This is a genomic window from Pseudoxanthomonas sp. LjRoot125, assembly GCF_964252705.1.
Taxonomy (GTDB): domain Bacteria; phylum Pseudomonadota; class Gammaproteobacteria; order Xanthomonadales; family Xanthomonadaceae; genus Pseudoxanthomonas_A.
The window spans coordinates 456,488-475,563 of record NZ_CAXUOY020000001.1 but is presented as its reverse complement, the minus strand read 5'-3'; the positions used below and the strand labels follow the sequence as shown (position 1 = coordinate 475,563).

Below are 19,076 nucleotides of genomic sequence, written 5' to 3'. Positions count from 1 at the left end.
GCCCCCTCACTTCCGTACGCCGACAGGGGCTGTCGGATCGTTGCTGGTTTCCACGCGAACCTTGGCACGCACCTCCGGGCTCAGACGTTTGGCGAGCGCTTCATAGACTGCCTTGGCGCGACGCATGCCCAGGGCGACGTTGTAGGCATGGGAGGCACGCACGTCGGTGTGGCCGACGATGGCGATACTGCCCCCCCCGATCTTCTCGAGGGCCGCGGCCACCTTGTCGAGCAGTGGCTCGAACACCGGTTTGATCGTGGACTTGTCGGTATCGAACAACACCGTGCCCAGCAATGCGCCGCCTTCCTCCACGCCTACGATCATGGAACTCGGGTCATCCACGGTGCCGCGGGCGCTGACCACCAGACCCTTGGCAGAGGCCGCATCCAGCTTGTCCAGAAGAGCTGTCTTGACCGCGTTCGCACGGTCAAAGGCCAGGCCCTCGCTGTCGGCATTGGCGTGGATGACGACCTCACCACCTTGGTACTCGCGCACCTTGGCCGCCATCGCCTCGATCACTGGTAGGTACTTCTCGCGCACTTCGGCACTGCCGGGAGCGAAGAACACTTCGCCCATCTCGAGTTCGACCTGCTTTGATCCGCCTTCGATCACCTGTTCCGGGAGCTTGACGCCCCAGTCGAAGCGGACCGGCACGCCGGGAGTGATCCGGCGCAACAGGGGGTTGTCGGTGGTGAACTCGGCACCGGCGGGCAATGTGGACGGATCGACCTTCAGGATGAAGTTGCGACCGCGTTCCCAAGCGCCCCCAGGCACCCCTGCCAGATGGTAGCGACCGAACTGGTCCGTCTCGATCAGCAAGCCTTCCACCGATGCGATGCGCACGCCGGGGATGCCGCGCTCATCGATGCCCGCATTGCGGATGATGTAGTCGACGACATATCCCTTCGCGTCCTGGGCCACGCGACGCTCCACCGTCGGGGCGGCAGCCGTCAGCCCCTTGGCCGCCTCGCCACTGGCCTGCACCGTGGTGTTGCCCGCCGCATCCATGCGAACGGTGACGCCCTCGGCACTCGTCAGCACGAAGTCATCCGTGAAGGTCGGTTCGCGCAGGTACTGACGAACGACTACCTCGTGGTCTTCGACCGGGTCGGCCACGGACTGGCGACCGCTGACGGCACCGATGGCGATACCGTGCAGCAAGGGCGAACTCGCATCCGCTTCAGGCTGCGGCCCGGCACCGCGATCCACCGTCGTCGAGTTCGCGATGTAGGCGGCCGGCGCAAAGCCACCCTGGATCTTCACGCCACTCAACGCTGCGCTGTCCTGCCAGCCATCGCCGTCACGGTCGTTGAAGACCGTGCCGAAGAGCAGACTGTCGTCCATCAGCGGATCCGCGGTCAGCTGGACCTCGGCCGTGGCGATGTTGGACACCGGATCATCCGTCGACGAGCGCACCTGTGCTTGGTTGACATGGGTACCCGGACGGACGCCGGCACCCACCCGCATCACGTACACCAGCGTGGCGGTCTGTCCCGCAGCGACATCCACGCCGTTGAAGCGGAGCGGGCTGCCGCCAGATGCCGTCGCCATTCCGTCGGCATCGTTGGCGACCAGCGAGCCTTCCACATAGCTGAAGCCTGCCGCCGGCGTATCCACGATGCTGCCGCCGACCAGGTCCATCGCGCCGACATTTTCGATCGTCAGCGTGTAGCGGACCAAGTCACCGATACGGACCTCACGCGTGCCAGCCGACTTGCTCAAGCGGATCTCGGGCGCGTCCAGTTCGTGTTCGGTACTGCACGCCGTGCATATCGGCGTCTCACCGCCACCACCCGTCGCGACCACCTGGTTGCCCACCACCGTACCTGCATTGGCATTCACGACCGCGTCGTAGCTCAATGCGTGCACGCCGGTAGCCGTGCCTGCTGGCAGGCGGCAGGTCAGCACGGTGCCGTCGAACGAGCAGCCGGCCGGCAGCGCGCCCAAAGTCAGGCCGCGATCCGGCGTATCCACTAGCACCAACTCACCCGTCAACGCGGACATGCCGATATCCACCGACAGCGTGTAGCGCACGGTCTGGCCGACCTGCACCTGGGTACCGCTAGCGGGGTCGGAGGACTTGGCCACCGTCACGCGAGGCGCCGCAACCGGCGAGGACGTGCTGCAGTTCCCTGCGCAGGTCGGTGCATCGTCACCCGTGCCGACGACCGCGTTGGTCACGGTCACTCGTGCCGCCGAATTCACGATCGTCGTATAACTCACGACGTACGTGCCGGGCGTGGTGCCCGCCGGCAGGGTGAAGCGCAGCGTGGGCGCACCGCTCGTGTTGGCGGCATACGCACCGGCATTGGTCACCGCACCGAACGTCAGGCCCGCACCGAGGGTGTCGGTCAGGACCACGTCGGCGGTGGTGACGGCGTTGATCACGTTGGTCGTCAGCGTGTAGATGATGCTGTCGCCCACCGCCACTTCCGTCCGGCCTGCCGGCAGCACGGCACTCTTGGCGTAGGTCACCAGCGGCGGCAGCGGTTCGGTCACTGGTGTCTCGGTGTTGCAGGTGCCTGCGCAGGTCGGTGCATCGTCACCGGTGCCCACGACGGCGTTCCTCACAGTGCCGGTCGCCTGATCGTTGACAATGGCCGTATAGCTGACCGAGTACGTGCCAGGCGTTGTCCCTGCAGGCAGTGTGCACACCAGTGGGTTAGCGGTGCCGCACGAGAAGTTGCCCGCAGACACGGTTCCCAGCGTCAGGCCGGTTCCCAGGGTGTCGGTGAGGGTCAGTAGCGCGGTGGTACTCGAGTTCGAGATCGTGGCCGTCACGGTATATGTCAACGTATCGCCCGTCGAAACTTCGGTCTGACCAACCGGCAACTCGACCGACTTGCTGTAGCTCACCGCAGGCGCCGTCACCGGCGTGCTCGTGCCGCAGTTCGTCGTGCAGGTCGCGTTGGTGCCGACCACGGCGTTGTCCACCGTGCCCACGGCCTGGTCATTCACCGTCGCCGTGTAGGTCACCGTGTAGGTGCCCGGCAGCGTGCCCACCGGCAGCGTGCACACCAGCGGGTTGGTGCTGTTGCAGGTGTACGCACCGGCATTGGTCACCGCACCGAACGTCAGGCCCGTGCCCAGCGTGTCGGTCAGCGTCGTCACCGACGTGGTCTGCGAGTTCGCCACCACCGTCGTCAGCGTGTAGGTGATCGTCTCACCCACCGCCACCGGACCGGCCGTGCTGGCCGACTTGCTGTAGCTCACCGCAGGCGCCGTCACCGGCGTGCTCGTGCCGCAGTTCGTCGTGCAGGTCGCGTTGGTGCCGACCACGGCGTTGTCCACCGTGCCCACGGCCTGGTCATTCACCGTCGCCGTGTAGGTCACCGTGTAGGTGCCCGGCAGCGTGCCCACCGGCAGCGTGCACACCAGCGGGTTGGTGCTGTTGCAGGTGTACGCACCGGCATTGGTCACCGCACCGAACGTCAGGCCCGTGCCCAGCGTGTCGGTCAGCGTCGTCACCGACGTGGTCTGCGAGTTCGCCACCACCGTCGTCAGCGTGTAGGTGATCGTCTCACCCACCGCCACCGGACCGGCCGTGCTGGCCGACTTGCTGTAGCTCACCGCAGGCGCCGTCACCGGCGTGCTCGTGCCGCAGTTCGTCGTGCAGGTCGCGTTGGTGCCGACCACGGCGTTGTCCACCGTGCCCACGGCCTGGTCATTCACCGTCGCCGTGTAGGTCACCGTGTAGGTGCCCGGCAGCGTGCCCACCGGCAGCGTGCACACCAGCGGGTTGGTGCTGTTGCAGGTGTACGCACCGGCATTGGTCACCGCACCGAACGTCAGGCCCGTGCCCAGCGTGTCGGTCAGCGTCGTCACCGACGTGGTCTGCGAGTTCGCCACCACCGTCGTCAGCGTGTAGGTGATCGTCTCACCCACCGCCACCGGACCGGCCGTGCTGGCCGACTTGCTGTAGCTCACCGCAGGCGCCGTCACCGGCGTGCTCGTGCCGCAGTTCGTCGTGCAGGTCGCGTTGGTGCCGACCACGGCGTTGTCCACCGTGCCCACGGCCTGGTCATTCACCGTCGCCGTGTAGGTCACCGTGTAGGTGCCCGGCAGCGTGCCCACCGGCAGCGTGCACACCAGCGGGTTGGTGCTGTTGCAGGTGTACGCACCGGCATTGGTCACCGCACCGAACGTCAGGCCCGTGCCCAGCGTGTCGGTCAGCGTCGTCACCGACGTGGTCTGCGAGTTCGCCACCACCGTCGTCAGCGTGTAGGTGATCGTCTCACCCACCGCCACCGGACCGGCCGTGCTGGCCGACTTGCTGTAGCTCACCGCAGGCGCCGTCACCGGCGTGCTCGTGCCGCAGTTCGTCGTGCAGGTCGCGTTGGTGCCGACCACGGCGTTGTCCACCGTGCCCACGGCCTGGTCATTCACCGTCGCCGTGTAGGTCACCGTGTAGGTGCCCGGCAGCGTGCCCACCGGCAGCGTGCACACCAGCGGGTTGGTGCTGTTGCAGGTGTACGCACCGGCATTGGTCACCGCACCGAACGTCAGGCCCGTGCCCAGCGTGTCGGTCAGCGTCGTCACCGACGTGGTCTGCGAGTTCGCCACCACCGTCGTCAGCGTGTAGGTGATCGTCTCACCCACCGCCACCGGACCGGCCGTGCTGGCCGACTTGCTGTAGCTCACCGCAGGCGCCGTCACCGGCGTGCTCGTGCCGCAGTTCGTCGTGCAGGTCGCGTTGGTGCCGACCACGGCGTTGTCCACCGTGCCCACGGCCTGGTCATTCACCGTCGCCGTGTAGGTCACCGTGTAGGTGCCCGGCAGCGTGCCCACCGGCAGCGTGCACACCAGCGGGTTGGTGCTGTTGCAGGTGTACGCACCGGCATTGGTCACCGCACCGAACGTCAGGCCCGTGCCCAGCGTGTCGGTCAGCGTCGTCACCGACGTGGTCTGCGAGTTCGCCACCACCGTCGTCAGCGTGTAGGTGATCGTCTCACCCACCGCCACCGGACCGGCCGTGCTGGCCGACTTGCTGTAGCTCACCGCAGGCGCCGTCACCGGCGTGCTCGTGCCGCAGTTCGTCGTGCAGGTCGCGTTGGTGCCGACCACGGCGTTGTCCACCGTGCCCACGGCCTGGTCATTCACCGTCGCCGTGTAGGTCACCGTGTAGGTGCCCGGCAGCGTGCCCACCGGCAGCGTGCACACCAGCGGGTTGGTGCTGTTGCAGGTGTACGCACCGGCATTGGTCACCGCACCGAACGTCAGGCCCGTGCCCAGCGTGTCGGTCAGCGTCGTCACCGACGTGGTCTGCGAGTTCGCCACCACCGTCGTCAGCGTGTAGGTGATCGTCTCACCCACCGCCACCGGACCGGCCGTGCTGGCCGACTTGCTGTAGCTCACCGCAGGCGCCGTCACCGGCGTGCTCGTGCCGCAGTTCGTCGTGCAGGTCGCGTTGGTGCCGACCACGGCGTTGTCCACCGTGCCCACGGCCTGGTCATTCACCGTCGCCGTGTAGGTCACCGTGTAGGTGCCCGGCAGCGTGCCCACCGGCAGCGTGCACACCAGCGGGTTGGTGCTGTTGCAGGTGTACGCACCGGCATTGGTCACCGCACCGAACGTCAGGCCCGTGCCCAGCGTGTCGGTCAGCGTCGTCACCGACGTGGTCTGCGAGTTCGCCACCACCGTCGTCAGCGTGTAGGTGATCGTCTCACCCACCGCCACCGGACCGGCCGTGCTGGCCGACTTGCTGTAGCTCACCGCAGGCGCCGTCACCGGCGTGCTCGTGCCGCAGTTCGTCGTGCAGGTCGCGTTGGTGCCGACCACGGCGTTGTCCACCGTGCCCACGGCCTGGTCATTCACCGTCGCCGTGTAGGTCACCGTGTAGGTGCCCGGCAGCGTGCCCACCGGCAGCGTGCACACCAGCGGGTTGGTGCTGTTGCAGGTGTACGCACCGGCATTGGTCACCGCACCGAACGTCAGGCCCGTGCCCAGCGTGTCGGTCAGCGTCGTCACCGACGTGGTCTGCGAGTTCGCCACCACCGTCGTCAGCGTGTAGGTGATCGTCTCACCCACCGCCACCGGACCGGCCGTGCTGGCCGACTTGCTGTAGCTCACCGCAGGCGCCGTCACCGGCGTGCTCGTGCCGCAGTTCGTCGTGCAGGTCGCGTTGGTGCCGACCACGGCGTTGTCCACCGTGCCCACGGCCTGGTCATTCACCGTCGCCGTGTAGGTCACCGTGTAGGTGCCCGGCAGCGTGCCCACCGGCAGCGTGCACACCAGCGGGTTGGTGCTGTTGCAGGTGTACGCACCGGCATTGGTCACCGCACCGAACGTCAGGCCCGTGCCCAGCGTGTCGGTCAGCGTCGTCACCGACGTGGTCTGCGAGTTCGCCACCACCGTCGTCAGCGTGTAGGTGATCGTCTCACCCACCGCCACCGGACCGGCCGTGCTGGCCGACTTGCTGTAGCTCACCGCAGGCGCCGTCACCGGCGTGCTCGTGCCGCAGTTCGTCGTGCAGGTCGCGTTGGTGCCGACCACGGCGTTGTCCACCGTGCCCACGGCCTGGTCATTCACCGTCGCCGTGTAGGTCACCGTGTAGGTGCCCGGCAGCGTGCCCACCGGCAGCGTGCACACCAGCGGGTTGGTGCTGTTGCAGGTGTACGCACCGGCATTGGTCACCGCACCGAACGTCAGGCCCGTGCCCAGCGTGTCGGTCAGCGTCGTCACCGACGTGGTCTGCGAGTTCGCCACCACCGTCGTCAGCGTGTAGGTGATCGTCTCACCCACCGCCACCGGACCGGCCGTGCTGGCCGACTTGCTGTAGCTCACCGCAGGCGCCGTCACCGGCGTGCTCGTGCCGCAGTTCGTCGTGCAGGTCGCGTTGGTGCCGACCACGGCGTTGTCCACCGTGCCCACGGCCTGGTCATTCACCGTCGCCGTGTAGGTCACCGTGTAGGTGCCCGGCAGCGTGCCCACCGGCAGCGTGCACACCAGCGGGTTGGTGCTGTTGCAGGTGTACGCACCGGCATTGGTCACCGCACCGAACGTCAGGCCCGTGCCCAGCGTGTCGGTCAGCGTCGTCACCGACGTGGTCTGCGAGTTCGCCACCACCGTCGTCAGCGTGTAGGTGATCGTCTCACCCACCGCCACCGGACCGGCCGTGCTGGCCGACTTGCTGTAGCTCACCGCAGGCGCCGTCACCGGCGTGCTCGTGCCGCAGTTCGTCGTGCAGGTCGCGTTGGTGCCGACCACGGCGTTGTCCACCGTGCCCACGGCCTGGTCATTCACCGTCGCCGTGTAGGTCACCGTGTAGGTGCCCGGCAGCGTGCCCACCGGCAGCGTGCACACCAGCGGGTTGGTGCTGTTGCAGGTGTACGCACCGGCATTGGTCACCGCACCGAACGTCAGGCCCGTGCCCAGCGTGTCGGTCAGCGTCGTCACCGACGTGGTCTGCGAGTTCGCCACCACCGTCGTCAGCGTGTAGGTGATCGTCTCACCCACCGCCACCGGACCGGCCGTGCTGGCCGACTTGCTGTAGCTCACCGCAGGCGCCGTCACCGGCGTGCTCGTGCCGCAGTTCGTCGTGCAGGTCGCGTTGGTGCCGACCACGGCGTTGTCCACCGTGCCCACGGCCTGGTCATTCACCGTCGCCGTGTAGGTCACCGTGTAGGTGCCCGGCAGCGTGCCCACCGGCAGCGTGCACACCAGCGGGTTGGTGCTGTTGCAGGTGTACGCACCGGCATTGGTCACCGCACCGAACGTCAGGCCCGTGCCCAGCGTGTCGGTCAGCGTCGTCACCGACGTGGTCTGCGAGTTCGCCACCACCGTCGTCAGCGTGTAGGTGATCGTCTCACCCACCGCCACCGGACCGGCCGTGCTGGCCGACTTGCTGTAGCTCACCGCAGGCGCCGTCACCGGCGTGCTCGTGCCGCAGTTCGTCGTGCAGGTCGCGTTGGTGCCGACCACGGCGTTGTCCACCGTGCCCACGGCCTGGTCATTCACCGTCGCCGTGTAGGTCACCGTGTAGGTGCCCGGCAGCGTGCCCACCGGCAGCGTGCACACCAGCGGGTTGGTGCTGTTGCAGGTGTACGCACCGGCATTGGTCACCGCACCGAACGTCAGGCCCGTGCCCAGCGTGTCGGTCAGCGTCGTCACCGACGTGGTCTGCGAGTTCGCCACCACCGTCGTCAGCGTGTAGGTGATCGTCTCACCCACCGCCACCGGACCGGCCGTGCTGGCCGACTTGCTGTAGCTCACCGCAGGCGCCGTCACCGGCGTGCTCGTGCCGCAGTTCGTCGTGCAGGTCGCGTTGGTGCCGACCACGGCGTTGTCCACCGTGCCCACGGCCTGGTCATTCACCGTCGCCGTGTAGGTCACCGTGTAGGTGCCCGGCAGCGTGCCCACCGGCAGCGTGCACACCAGCGGGTTGGTGCTGTTGCAGGTGTACGCACCGGCATTGGTCACCGCACCGAACGTCAGGCCCGTGCCCAGCGTGTCGGTCAGCGTCGTCACCGACGTGGTCTGCGAGTTCGCCACCACCGTCGTCAGCGTGTAGGTGATCGTCTCACCCACCGCCACCGGACCGGCCGTGCTGGCCGACTTGCTGTAGCTCACCGCAGGCGCCGTCACCGGCGTGCTCGTGCCGCAGTTCGTCGTGCAGGTCGCGTTGGTGCCGACCACGGCGTTGTCCACCGTGCCCACGGCCTGGTCATTCACCGTCGCCGTGTAGGTCACCGTGTAGGTGCCCGGCAGCGTGCCCACCGGCAGCGTGCACACCAGCGGGTTGGTGCTGTTGCAGGTGTACGCACCGGCATTGGTCACCGCACCGAACGTCAGGCCCGTGCCCAGCGTGTCGGTCAGCGTCGTCACCGACGTGGTCTGCGAGTTCGCCACCACCGTCGTCAGCGTGTAGGTGATCGTCTCACCCACCGCCACCGGACCGGCCGTGCTGGCCGACTTGCTGTAGCTCACCGCAGGCGCCGTCACCGGCGTGCTCGTGCCGCAGTTCGTCGTGCAGGTCGCGTTGGTGCCGACCACGGCGTTGTCCACCGTGCCCACGGCCTGGTCATTCACCGTCGCCGTGTAGGTCACCGTGTAGGTGCCCGGCAGCGTGCCCACCGGCAGCGTGCACACCAGCGGGTTGGTGCTGTTGCAGGTGTACGCACCGGCATTGGTCACCGCACCGAACGTCAGGCCCGTGCCCAGCGTGTCGGTCAGCGTCGTCACCGACGTGGTCTGCGAGTTCGCCACCACCGTCGTCAGCGTGTAGGTGATCGTCTCACCCACCGCCACCGGACCGGCCGTGCTGGCCGACTTGCTGTAGCTCACCGCAGGCGCCGTCACCGGCGTGCTCGTGCCGCAGTTCGTCGTGCAGGTCGCGTTGGTGCCGACCACGGCGTTGTCCACCGTGCCCACGGCCTGGTCATTCACCGTCGCCGTGTAGGTCACCGTGTAGGTGCCCGGCAGCGTGCCCACCGGCAGCGTGCACACCAGCGGGTTGGTGCTGTTGCAGGTGTACGCACCGGCATTGGTCACCGCACCGAACGTCAGGCCCGTGCCCAGCGTGTCGGTCAGCGTCGTCACCGACGTGGTCTGCGAGTTCGCCACCACCGTCGTCAGCGTGTAGGTGATCGTCTCACCCACCGCCACCGGACCGGCCGTGCTGGCCGACTTGCTGTAGCTCACCGCAGGCGCCGTCACCGGCGTGCTCGTGCCGCAGTTCGTCGTGCAGGTCGCGTTGGTGCCGACCACGGCGTTGTCCACCGTGCCCACGGCCTGGTCATTCACCGTCGCCGTGTAGGTCACCGTGTAGGTGCCCGGCAGCGTGCCCACCGGCAGCGTGCACACCAGCGGGTTGGTGCTGTTGCAGGTGTACGCACCGGCATTGGTCACCGCACCGAACGTCAGGCCCGTGCCCAGCGTGTCGGTCAGCGTCGTCACCGACGTGGTCTGCGAGTTCGCCACCACCGTCGTCAGCGTGTAGGTGATCGTCTCACCCACCGCCACCGGACCGGCCGTGCTGGCCGACTTGCTGTAGCTCACCGCAGGCGCCGTCACCGGCGTGCTCGTGCCGCAGTTCGTCGTGCAGGTCGCGTTGGTGCCGACCACGGCGTTGTCCACCGTGCCCACGGCCTGGTCATTCACCGTCGCCGTGTAGGTCACCGTGTAGGTGCCCGGCAGCGTGCCCACCGGCAGCGTGCACACCAGCGGGTTGGTGCTGTTGCAGGTGTACGCACCGGCATTGGTCACCGCACCGAACGTCAGGCCCGTGCCCAGCGTGTCGGTCAGCGTCGTCACCGACGTGGTCTGCGAGTTCGCCACCACCGTCGTCAGCGTGTAGGTGATCGTCTCACCCACCGCCACCGGACCGGCCGTGCTGGCCGACTTGCTGTAGCTCACCGCAGGCGCCGTCACCGGCGTGCTCGTGCCGCAGTTCGTCGTGCAGGTCGCGTTGGTGCCGACCACGGCGTTGTCCACCGTGCCCACGGCCTGGTCATTCACCGTCGCCGTGTAGGTCACCGTGTAGGTGCCCGGCAGCGTGCCCACCGGCAGCGTGCACACCAGCGGGTTGGTGCTGTTGCAGGTGTACGCACCGGCATTGGTCACCGCACCGAACGTCAGGCCCGTGCCCAGCGTGTCGGTCAGCGTCGTCACCGACGTGGTCTGCGAGTTCGCCACCACCGTCGTCAGCGTGTAGGTGATCGTCTCACCCACCGCCACCGGACCGGCCGTGCTGGCCGACTTGCTGTAGCTCACCGCAGGCGCCGTCACCGGCGTGCTCGTGCCGCAGTTCGTCGTGCAGGTCGCGTTGGTGCCGACCACGGCGTTGTCCACCGTGCCCACGGCCTGGTCATTCACCGTCGCCGTGTAGGTCACCGTGTAGGTGCCCGGCAGCGTGCCCACCGGCAGCGTGCACACCAGCGGGTTGGTGCTGTTGCAGGTGTACGCACCGGCATTGGTCACCGCACCGAACGTCAGGCCCGTGCCCAGCGTGTCGGTCAGCGTCGTCACCGACGTGGTCTGCGAGTTCGCCACCACCGTCGTCAGCGTGTAGGTGATCGTCTCACCCACCGCCACCGGACCGGCCGTGCTGGCCGACTTGCTGTAGCTCACCGCAGGCGCCGTCACCGGCGTGCTCGTGCCGCAGTTCGTCGTGCAGGTCGCGTTGGTGCCGACCACGGCGTTGTCCACCGTGCCCACGGCCTGGTCATTCACCGTCGCCGTGTAGGTCACCGTGTAGGTGCCCGGCAGCGTGCCCACCGGCAGCGTGCACACCAGCGGGTTGGTGCTGTTGCAGGTGTACGCACCGGCATTGGTCACCGCACCGAACGTCAGGCCCGTGCCCAGCGTGTCGGTCAGCGTCGTCACCGACGTGGTCTGCGAGTTCGCCACCACCGTCGTCAGCGTGTAGGTGATCGTCTCACCCACCGCCACCGGACCGGCCGTGCTGGCCGACTTGCTGTAGCTCACCGCAGGCGCCGTCACCGGCGTGCTCGTGCCGCAGTTCGTCGTGCAGGTCGCGTTGGTGCCGACCACGGCGTTGTCCACCGTGCCCACGGCCTGGTCATTCACCGTCGCCGTGTAGGTCACCGTGTAGGTGCCCGGCAGCGTGCCCACCGGCAGCGTGCACACCAGCGGGTTGGTGCTGTTGCAGGTGTACGCACCGGCATTGGTCACCGCACCGAACGTCAGGCCCGTGCCCAGCGTGTCGGTCAGCGTCGTCACCGACGTGGTCTGCGAGTTCGCCACCACCGTCGTCAGCGTGTAGGTGATCGTCTCACCCACCGCCACCGGACCGGCCGTGCTGGCCGACTTGCTGTAGCTCACCGCAGGCGCCGTCACCGGCGTGCTCGTGCCGCAGTTCGTCGTGCAGGTCGCGTTGGTGCCGACCACGGCGTTGTCCACCGTGCCCACGGCCTGGTCATTCACCGTCGCCGTGTAGGTCACCGTGTAGGTGCCCGGCAGCGTGCCCACCGGCAGCGTGCACACCAGCGGGTTGGTGCTGTTGCAGGTGTACGCACCGGCATTGGTCACCGCACCGAACGTCAGGCCCGTGCCCAGCGTGTCGGTCAGCGTCGTCACCGACGTGGTCTGCGAGTTCGCCACCACCGTCGTCAGCGTGTAGGTGATCGTCTCACCCACCGCCACCGGACCGGCCGTGCTGGCCGACTTGCTGTAGCTCACCGCAGGCGCCGTCACCGGCGTGCTCGTGCCGCAGTTCGTCGTGCAGGTCGCGTTGGTGCCGACCACGGCGTTGTCCACCGTGCCCACGGCCTGGTCATTCACCGTCGCCGTGTAGGTCACCGTGTAGGTGCCCGGCAGCGTGCCCACCGGCAGCGTGCACACCAGCGGGTTGGTGCTGTTGCAGGTGTACGCACCGGCATTGGTCACCGCACCGAACGTCAGGCCCGTGCCCAGCGTGTCGGTCAGCGTCGTCACCGACGTGGTCTGCGAGTTCGCCACCACCGTCGTCAGCGTGTAGGTGATCGTCTCACCCACCGCCACCGGACCGGCCGTGCTGGCCGACTTGCTGTAGCTCACCGCAGGCGCCGTCACCGGCGTGCTCGTGCCGCAGTTCGTCGTGCAGGTCGCGTTGGTGCCGACCACGGCGTTGTCCACCGTGCCCACGGCCTGGTCATTCACCGTCGCCGTGTAGGTCACCGTGTAGGTGCCCGGCAGCGTGCCCACCGGCAGCGTGCACACCAGCGGGTTGGTGCTGTTGCAGGTGTACGCACCGGCATTGGTCACCGCACCGAACGTCAGGCCCGTGCCCAGCGTGTCGGTCAGCGTCGTCACCGACGTGGTCTGCGAGTTCGCCACCACCGTCGTCAGCGTGTAGGTGATCGTCTCACCCACCGCCACCGGACCGGCCGTGCTGGCCGACTTGCTGTAGCTCACCGCAGGCGCCGTCACCGGCGTGCTCGTGCCGCAGTTCGTCGTGCAGGTCGCGTTGGTGCCGACCACGGCGTTGTCCACCGTGCCCACGGCCTGGTCATTCACCGTCGCCGTGTAGGTCACCGTGTAGGTGCCCGGCAGCGTGCCCACCGGCAGCGTGCACACCAGCGGGTTGGTGCTGTTGCAGGTGTACGCACCGGCATTGGTCACCGCACCGAACGTCAGGCCCGTGCCCAGCGTGTCGGTCAGCGTCGTCACCGACGTGGTCTGCGAGTTCGCCACCACCGTCGTCAGCGTGTAGGTGATCGTCTCACCCACCGCCACCGGACCGGCCGTGCTGGCCGACTTGCTGTAGCTCACCGCAGGCGCCGTCACCGGCGTGCTCGTGCCGCAGTTCGTCGTGCAGGTCGCGTTGGTGCCGACCACGGCGTTGTCCACCGTGCCCACGGCCTGGTCATTCACCGTCGCCGTGTAGGTCACCGTGTAGGTGCCCGGCAGCGTGCCCACCGGCAGCGTGCACACCAGCGGGTTGGTGCTGTTGCAGGTGTACGCACCGGCATTGGTCACCGCACCGAACGTCAGGCCCGTGCCCAGCGTGTCGGTCAGCGTCGTCACCGACGTGGTCTGCGAGTTCGCCACCACCGTCGTCAGCGTGTAGGTGATCGTCTCACCCACCGCCACCGGACCGGCCGTGCTGGCCGACTTGCTGTAGCTCACCGCAGGCGCCGTCACCGGCGTGCTCGTGCCGCAGTTCGTCGTGCAGGTCGCGTTGGTGCCGACCACGGCGTTGTCCACCGTGCCCACGGCCTGGTCATTCACCGTCGCCGTGTAGGTCACCGTGTAGGTGCCCGGCAGCGTGCCCACCGGCAGCGTGCACACCAGCGGGTTGGTGCTGTTGCAGGTGTACGCACCGGCATTGGTCACCGCACCGAACGTCAGGCCCGTGCCCAGCGTGTCGGTCAGCGTCGTCACCGACGTGGTCTGCGAGTTCGCCACCACCGTCGTCAGCGTGTAGGTGATCGTCTCACCCACCGCCACCGGACCGGCCGTGCTGGCCGACTTGCTGTAGCTCACCGCAGGCGCCGTCACCGGCGTGCTCGTGCCGCAGTTCGTCGTGCAGGTCGCGTTGGTGCCGACCACGGCGTTGTCCACCGTGCCCACGGCCTGGTCATTCACCGTCGCCGTGTAGGTCACCGTGTAGGTGCCCGGCAGCGTGCCCACCGGCAGCGTGCACACCAGCGGGTTGGTGCTGTTGCAGGTGTACGCACCGGCATTGGTCACCGCACCGAACGTCAGGCCCGTGCCCAGCGTGTCGGTCAGCGTCGTCACCGACGTGGTCTGCGAGTTCGCCACCACCGTCGTCAGCGTGTAGGTGATCGTCTCACCCACCGCCACCGGACCGGCCGTGCTGGCCGACTTGCTGTAGCTCACCGCAGGCGCCGTCACCGGCGTGCTCGTGCCGCAGTTCGTCGTGCAGGTCGCGTTGGTGCCGACCACGGCGTTGTCCACCGTGCCCACGGCCTGGTCATTCACCGTCGCCGTGTAGGTCACCGTGTAGGTGCCCGGCAGCGTGCCCACCGGCAGCGTGCACACCAGCGGGTTGGTGCTGTTGCAGGTGTACGCACCGGCATTGGTCACCGCACCGAACGTCAGGCCCGTGCCCAGCGTGTCGGTCAGCGTCGTCACCGACGTGGTCTGCGAGTTCGCCACCACCGTCGTCAGCGTGTAGGTGATCGTCTCACCCACCGCCACCGGACCGGCCGTGCTGGCCGACTTGCTGTAGCTCACCGCAGGCGCCGTCACCGGCGTGCTCGTGCCGCAGTTCGTCGTGCAGGTCGCGTTGGTGCCGACCACGGCGTTGTCCACCGTGCCCACGGCCTGGTCATTCACCGTCGCCGTGTAGGTCACCGTGTAGGTGCCCGGCAGCGTGCCCACCGGCAGCGTGCACACCAGCGGGTTGGTGCTGTTGCAGGTGTACGCACCGGCATTGGTCACCGCACCGAACGTCAGGCCCGTGCCCAGCGTGTCGGTCAGCGTCGTCACCGACGTGGTCTGCGAGTTCGCCACCACCGTCGTCAGCGTGTAGGTGATCGTCTCACCCACCGCCACCGGACCGGCCGTGCTGGCCGACTTGCTGTAGCTCACCGCAGGCGCCGTCACCGGCGTGCTCGTGCCGCAGTTCGTCGTGCAGGTCGCGTTGGTGCCGACCACGGCGTTGTCCACCGTGCCCACGGCCTGGTCATTCACCGTCGCCGTGTAGGTCACCGTGTAGGTGCCCGGCAGCGTGCCCACCGGCAGCGTGCACACCAGCGGGTTGGTGCTGTTGCAGGTGTACGCACCGGCATTGGTCACCGCACCGAACGTCAGGCCCGTGCCCAGCGTGTCGGTCAGCGTCGTCACCGACGTGGTCTGCGAGTTCGCCACCACCGTCGTCAGCGTGTAGGTGATCGTCTCACCCACCGCCACCGGACCGGCCGTGCTGGCCGACTTGCTGTAGCTCACCGCAGGCGCCGTCACCGGCGTGCTCGTGCCGCAGTTCGTCGTGCAGGTCGCGTTGGTGCCGACCACGGCGTTGTCCACCGTGCCCACGGCCTGGTCATTCACCGTCGCCGTGTAGGTCACCGTGTAGGTGCCCGGCAGCGTGCCCACCGGCAGCGTGCACACCAGCGGGTTGGTGCTGTTGCAGGTGTACGCACCGGCATTGGTCACCGCACCGAACGTCAGGCCCGTGCCCAGCGTGTCGGTCAGCGTCGTCACCGACGTGGTCTGCGAGTTCGCCACCACCGTCGTCAGCGTGTAGGTGATCGTCTCACCCACCGCCACCGGACCGGCCGTGCTGGCCGACTTGCTGTAGCTCACCGCAGGCGCCGTCACCGGCGTGCTCGTGCCGCAGTTCGTCGTGCAGGTCGCGTTGGTGCCGACCACGGCGTTGTCCACCGTGCCCACGGCCTGGTCATTCACCGTCGCCGTGTAGGTCACCGTGTAGGTGCCCGGCAGCGTGCCCACCGGCAGCGTGCACACCAGCGGGTTGGTGCTGTTGCAGGTGTACGCACCGGCATTGGTCACCGCACCGAACGTCAGGCCCGTGCCCAGCGTGTCGGTCAGCGTCGTCACCGACGTGGTCTGCGAGTTCGCCACCACCGTCGTCAGCGTGTAGGTGATCGTCTCACCCACCGCCACCGGACCGGCCGTGCTGGCCGACTTGCTGTAGCTCACCGCAGGCGCCGTCACCGGCGTGCTCGTGCCGCAGTTCGTCGTGCAGGTCGCGTTGGTGCCGACCACGGCGTTGTCCACCGTGCCCACGGCCTGGTCATTCACCGTCGCCGTGTAGGTCACCGTGTAGGTGCCCGGCAGCGTGCCCACCGGCAGCGTGCACACCAGCGGGTTGGTGCTGTTGCAGGTGTACGCACCGGCATTGGTCACCGCACCGAACGTCAGGCCCGTGCCCAGCGTGTCGGTCAGCGTCGTCACCGACGTGGTCTGCGAGTTCGCCACCACCGTCGTCAGCGTGTAGGTGATCGTCTCACCCACCGCCACCGGACCGGCCGTGCTGGCCGACTTGCTGTAGCTCACCGCAGGCGCGACGTAGGTGTTCGTGATGGAGCAAGTCGCGTTCTGACCGTTGCTCAGCGTCAATTGGCTACCGGAAAGCGTGCCACCGGTACAACTCCAGCTGCCCGCGTTGTAGGTGTTTCCGGTAGAACCGCCACTCTCAGACAGCGTGTAAACACCGGCGTTCACCGACGTTGAAGCAACGCCGCCCGCACCTGATAGGGGTGTGGGACCACCAGCACTCAAGATCCAGTTCGCGGTTGCCGCAGGACCACCGGAGACAATCTTGACCAGCGTCAGCGTCGCGGCCTGGTCGTTGTTGGTGATCGAACAGCTCGCGCTCTGGCCATTGGCCAGCGTCAGCTGGTTACCGGACAAGGTCCCGGCCGTGCAGCTCCAGCTGCCCGCGGTGTAGCCGGCTGCCGTCACTTCCGACAGCGTGTACACGCCCGCGTTGACCGAAGCATTGGTCACCGCGGCCGTGCCGCTCACACCGGTGATCGTCGTCGGACCGGTCGCCGTCAGCGGGAAGTTGCTGATCGTGGCCGTGCCGCCGTTGTCGTTGATGACCGTCTTGACCAGCGTCAGCGTCGCGGCCTGGTCGTTGTTGGTGATCGAACAGCTCGCGCTCTGGCCATTGGCCAGCGTCAGCTGGTTACCGGACAAGGTCCCGGCCGTGCAGCTCCAGCTGCCCGCGGTGTAGCCGGCTGCCGTCACTTCCGACAGCGTGTACACGCCCGCGTTGACCGAAGCATTGGTCACCGCGGCCGTGCCGCTCACACCGGTGATCGTCGTCGGACCGGTCGCCGTCAGCGGGAAGTTGCTGATCGTGGCCGTGCCGCCGTTGTCGTTGATGACCGTCTTGACCAGCGTCAGCGTCGCGGCCTGGTCGTTGTTGGTGATCGAACAGCTCGCGCTCTGGCCATTGGCCAGCGTCAGCTGGTTACCGGACAAGGTCCCGGCCGTGCAGCTCCAGCTGCCCGCGGTGTAGCCGGCTGCCGTCACTTCCGACAGCGTGTACACGCCCGCGTTGACCGAAGCATTGGTCACCGCGGCCGTGCCGCTCACACCGGTGATCGTCGTCGGACCGGTCGCCGTCAGCGGGAAGTTGCTGATCGTGGCCGTGCCGCCGTTGTCGTTGATGACCGTCTTGACCAGCGTCAGCGTCGCGGCCTGGTCGTTGTTGGTGATCGAACAGCTCGCGCTCTGGCCATTGGCCAGCGTCAGCTGGTTACCGGACAAGGTCCCGGCCGTGCAGCTCCAGCTGCCCGCGGTGTAGCCGGCTGCCGTCACTTCCGACAGCGTGTACACGCCCGCGTTGACCGAAGCATTGGTCACCGCGGCCGTGCCGCTCACACCGGTGATCGTCGTCGGACCGGTCGCCGTCAGCGGGAAGTTGCTGATCGTGGCCGTGCCGCCGTTGTCGTTGATGACCGTCTTGACCAGCGTCAGCGTCGCGGCCTGGTCGTTGTTGGTGATCGAGCAGCTCGCGCTCTGGCCATTGGCCAGCGTCAGCTGGTTACCGGACAAGGTCCCGGCCGTGCAGCTCCAGCTGCCCGCGGCATAACCGGCTGCCGTCACTTCCGACAGCGTGTACACGCCGGCGTTGACCGAAGCATTGGTCACCGCGGCCGTGCCGCTCACACCGGTGATCGTCGTCGGACCGGTCGCCGTCAGCGGGAAGTTGCTGATCGTGGCCGTGCCGCCGTTGTCGTTGATGACCGTCTTGACCAGCGTCAGCGTCGCGGCCTGGTCGTTGTTGGTGATCGAGCAGCTCGCGCTCTGGCCATTGGCCAGCGTCAGCTGGTTACCGGACAAGGTCCCGGCCGTGCAGCTCCAGCTGCCCGCGGCATAACCGGCTGCCGTCACTTCCGACAGCGTGTACACGCCGGCGTTGACCGAAGCATTGGTCACCGCGGCCGTGCCGCTCACACCGGTGATCGTCGTCGGACCGGTCGCCGTCAGCGGGAAGTTGCTGATCGTGGCCGTGCCGCCGTTGTCGTTGATGACCGTCTTGACCAGCGTCAGCGTCGCGGCCTGGTCATCATTGGTGATGGTGCAGGTCGCAGCGTCGCCACCCACCAGGCTGATCGAGTTCGCGAGGACGGCAGCACCGCCATTCTTGACGCAGCTCCACGTGGAGGCGGCGTATCCGGGCGCACTGCCCGACTCCGCCAGTGCGTAGGTCCCTGCAGGCACCGCCGCCGACGTGACCGTCGCGCTCCCGGTTGCGCCCGAAATGGTGGTGGCCGCGCCCGTGGCCGTCAGCGTCCAGGCTGTCGCCAGCGCCGTGCCGCCATTGTTGTTGACGACCTGCTTGACCAACGTCAGGCGGGGCAGCGCCAGTACGCCGACCGTCACGGTCGAGGTGTTGTTGGAGGGGTTGCTGTCGACCACCGTTGCCCCGGGGGGCAGTGCAACCGTCGCGGTGTTCTGGACCGATGTCTGCGCGTGTGCGGGAGCAAGGGCCGCCATGGCGGCCAGCAGCACACCACACGTGGTCGCCATGCGGCGGCGGAACGCCGCTTTGAAGAGATGGGTCAGGCCGTACACGGTGGTCCCTTGCGACTGGATCAGGAATAGCCAGCCAGGGACTGCCTCCCCCAAGGCTGTCTTGAAGTTGCTGCCCTTCGTCCGCACCGCAGCGCGGGCGAATCAATGGGTCAGAGTCACAG

At 67.8% G+C, this 19,076-nt stretch carries 1 protein-coding gene; it reads right to left on the bottom strand.

Going from position 1 to position 19,076, the window contains the following annotated elements; all coding sequences use genetic code 11:
* Nucleotides 1–6: 6 nt before the first annotated feature.
* Complete coding sequence (locus ACSION_RS02115) at nt 7–19,008, bottom strand: OmpA family protein (RefSeq protein ID WP_435304648.1); 19,002 nt, start codon at nt 19,006–19,008, stop codon at nt 7–9.
* Nucleotides 19,009–19,076 lie beyond the last annotated feature (68 nt).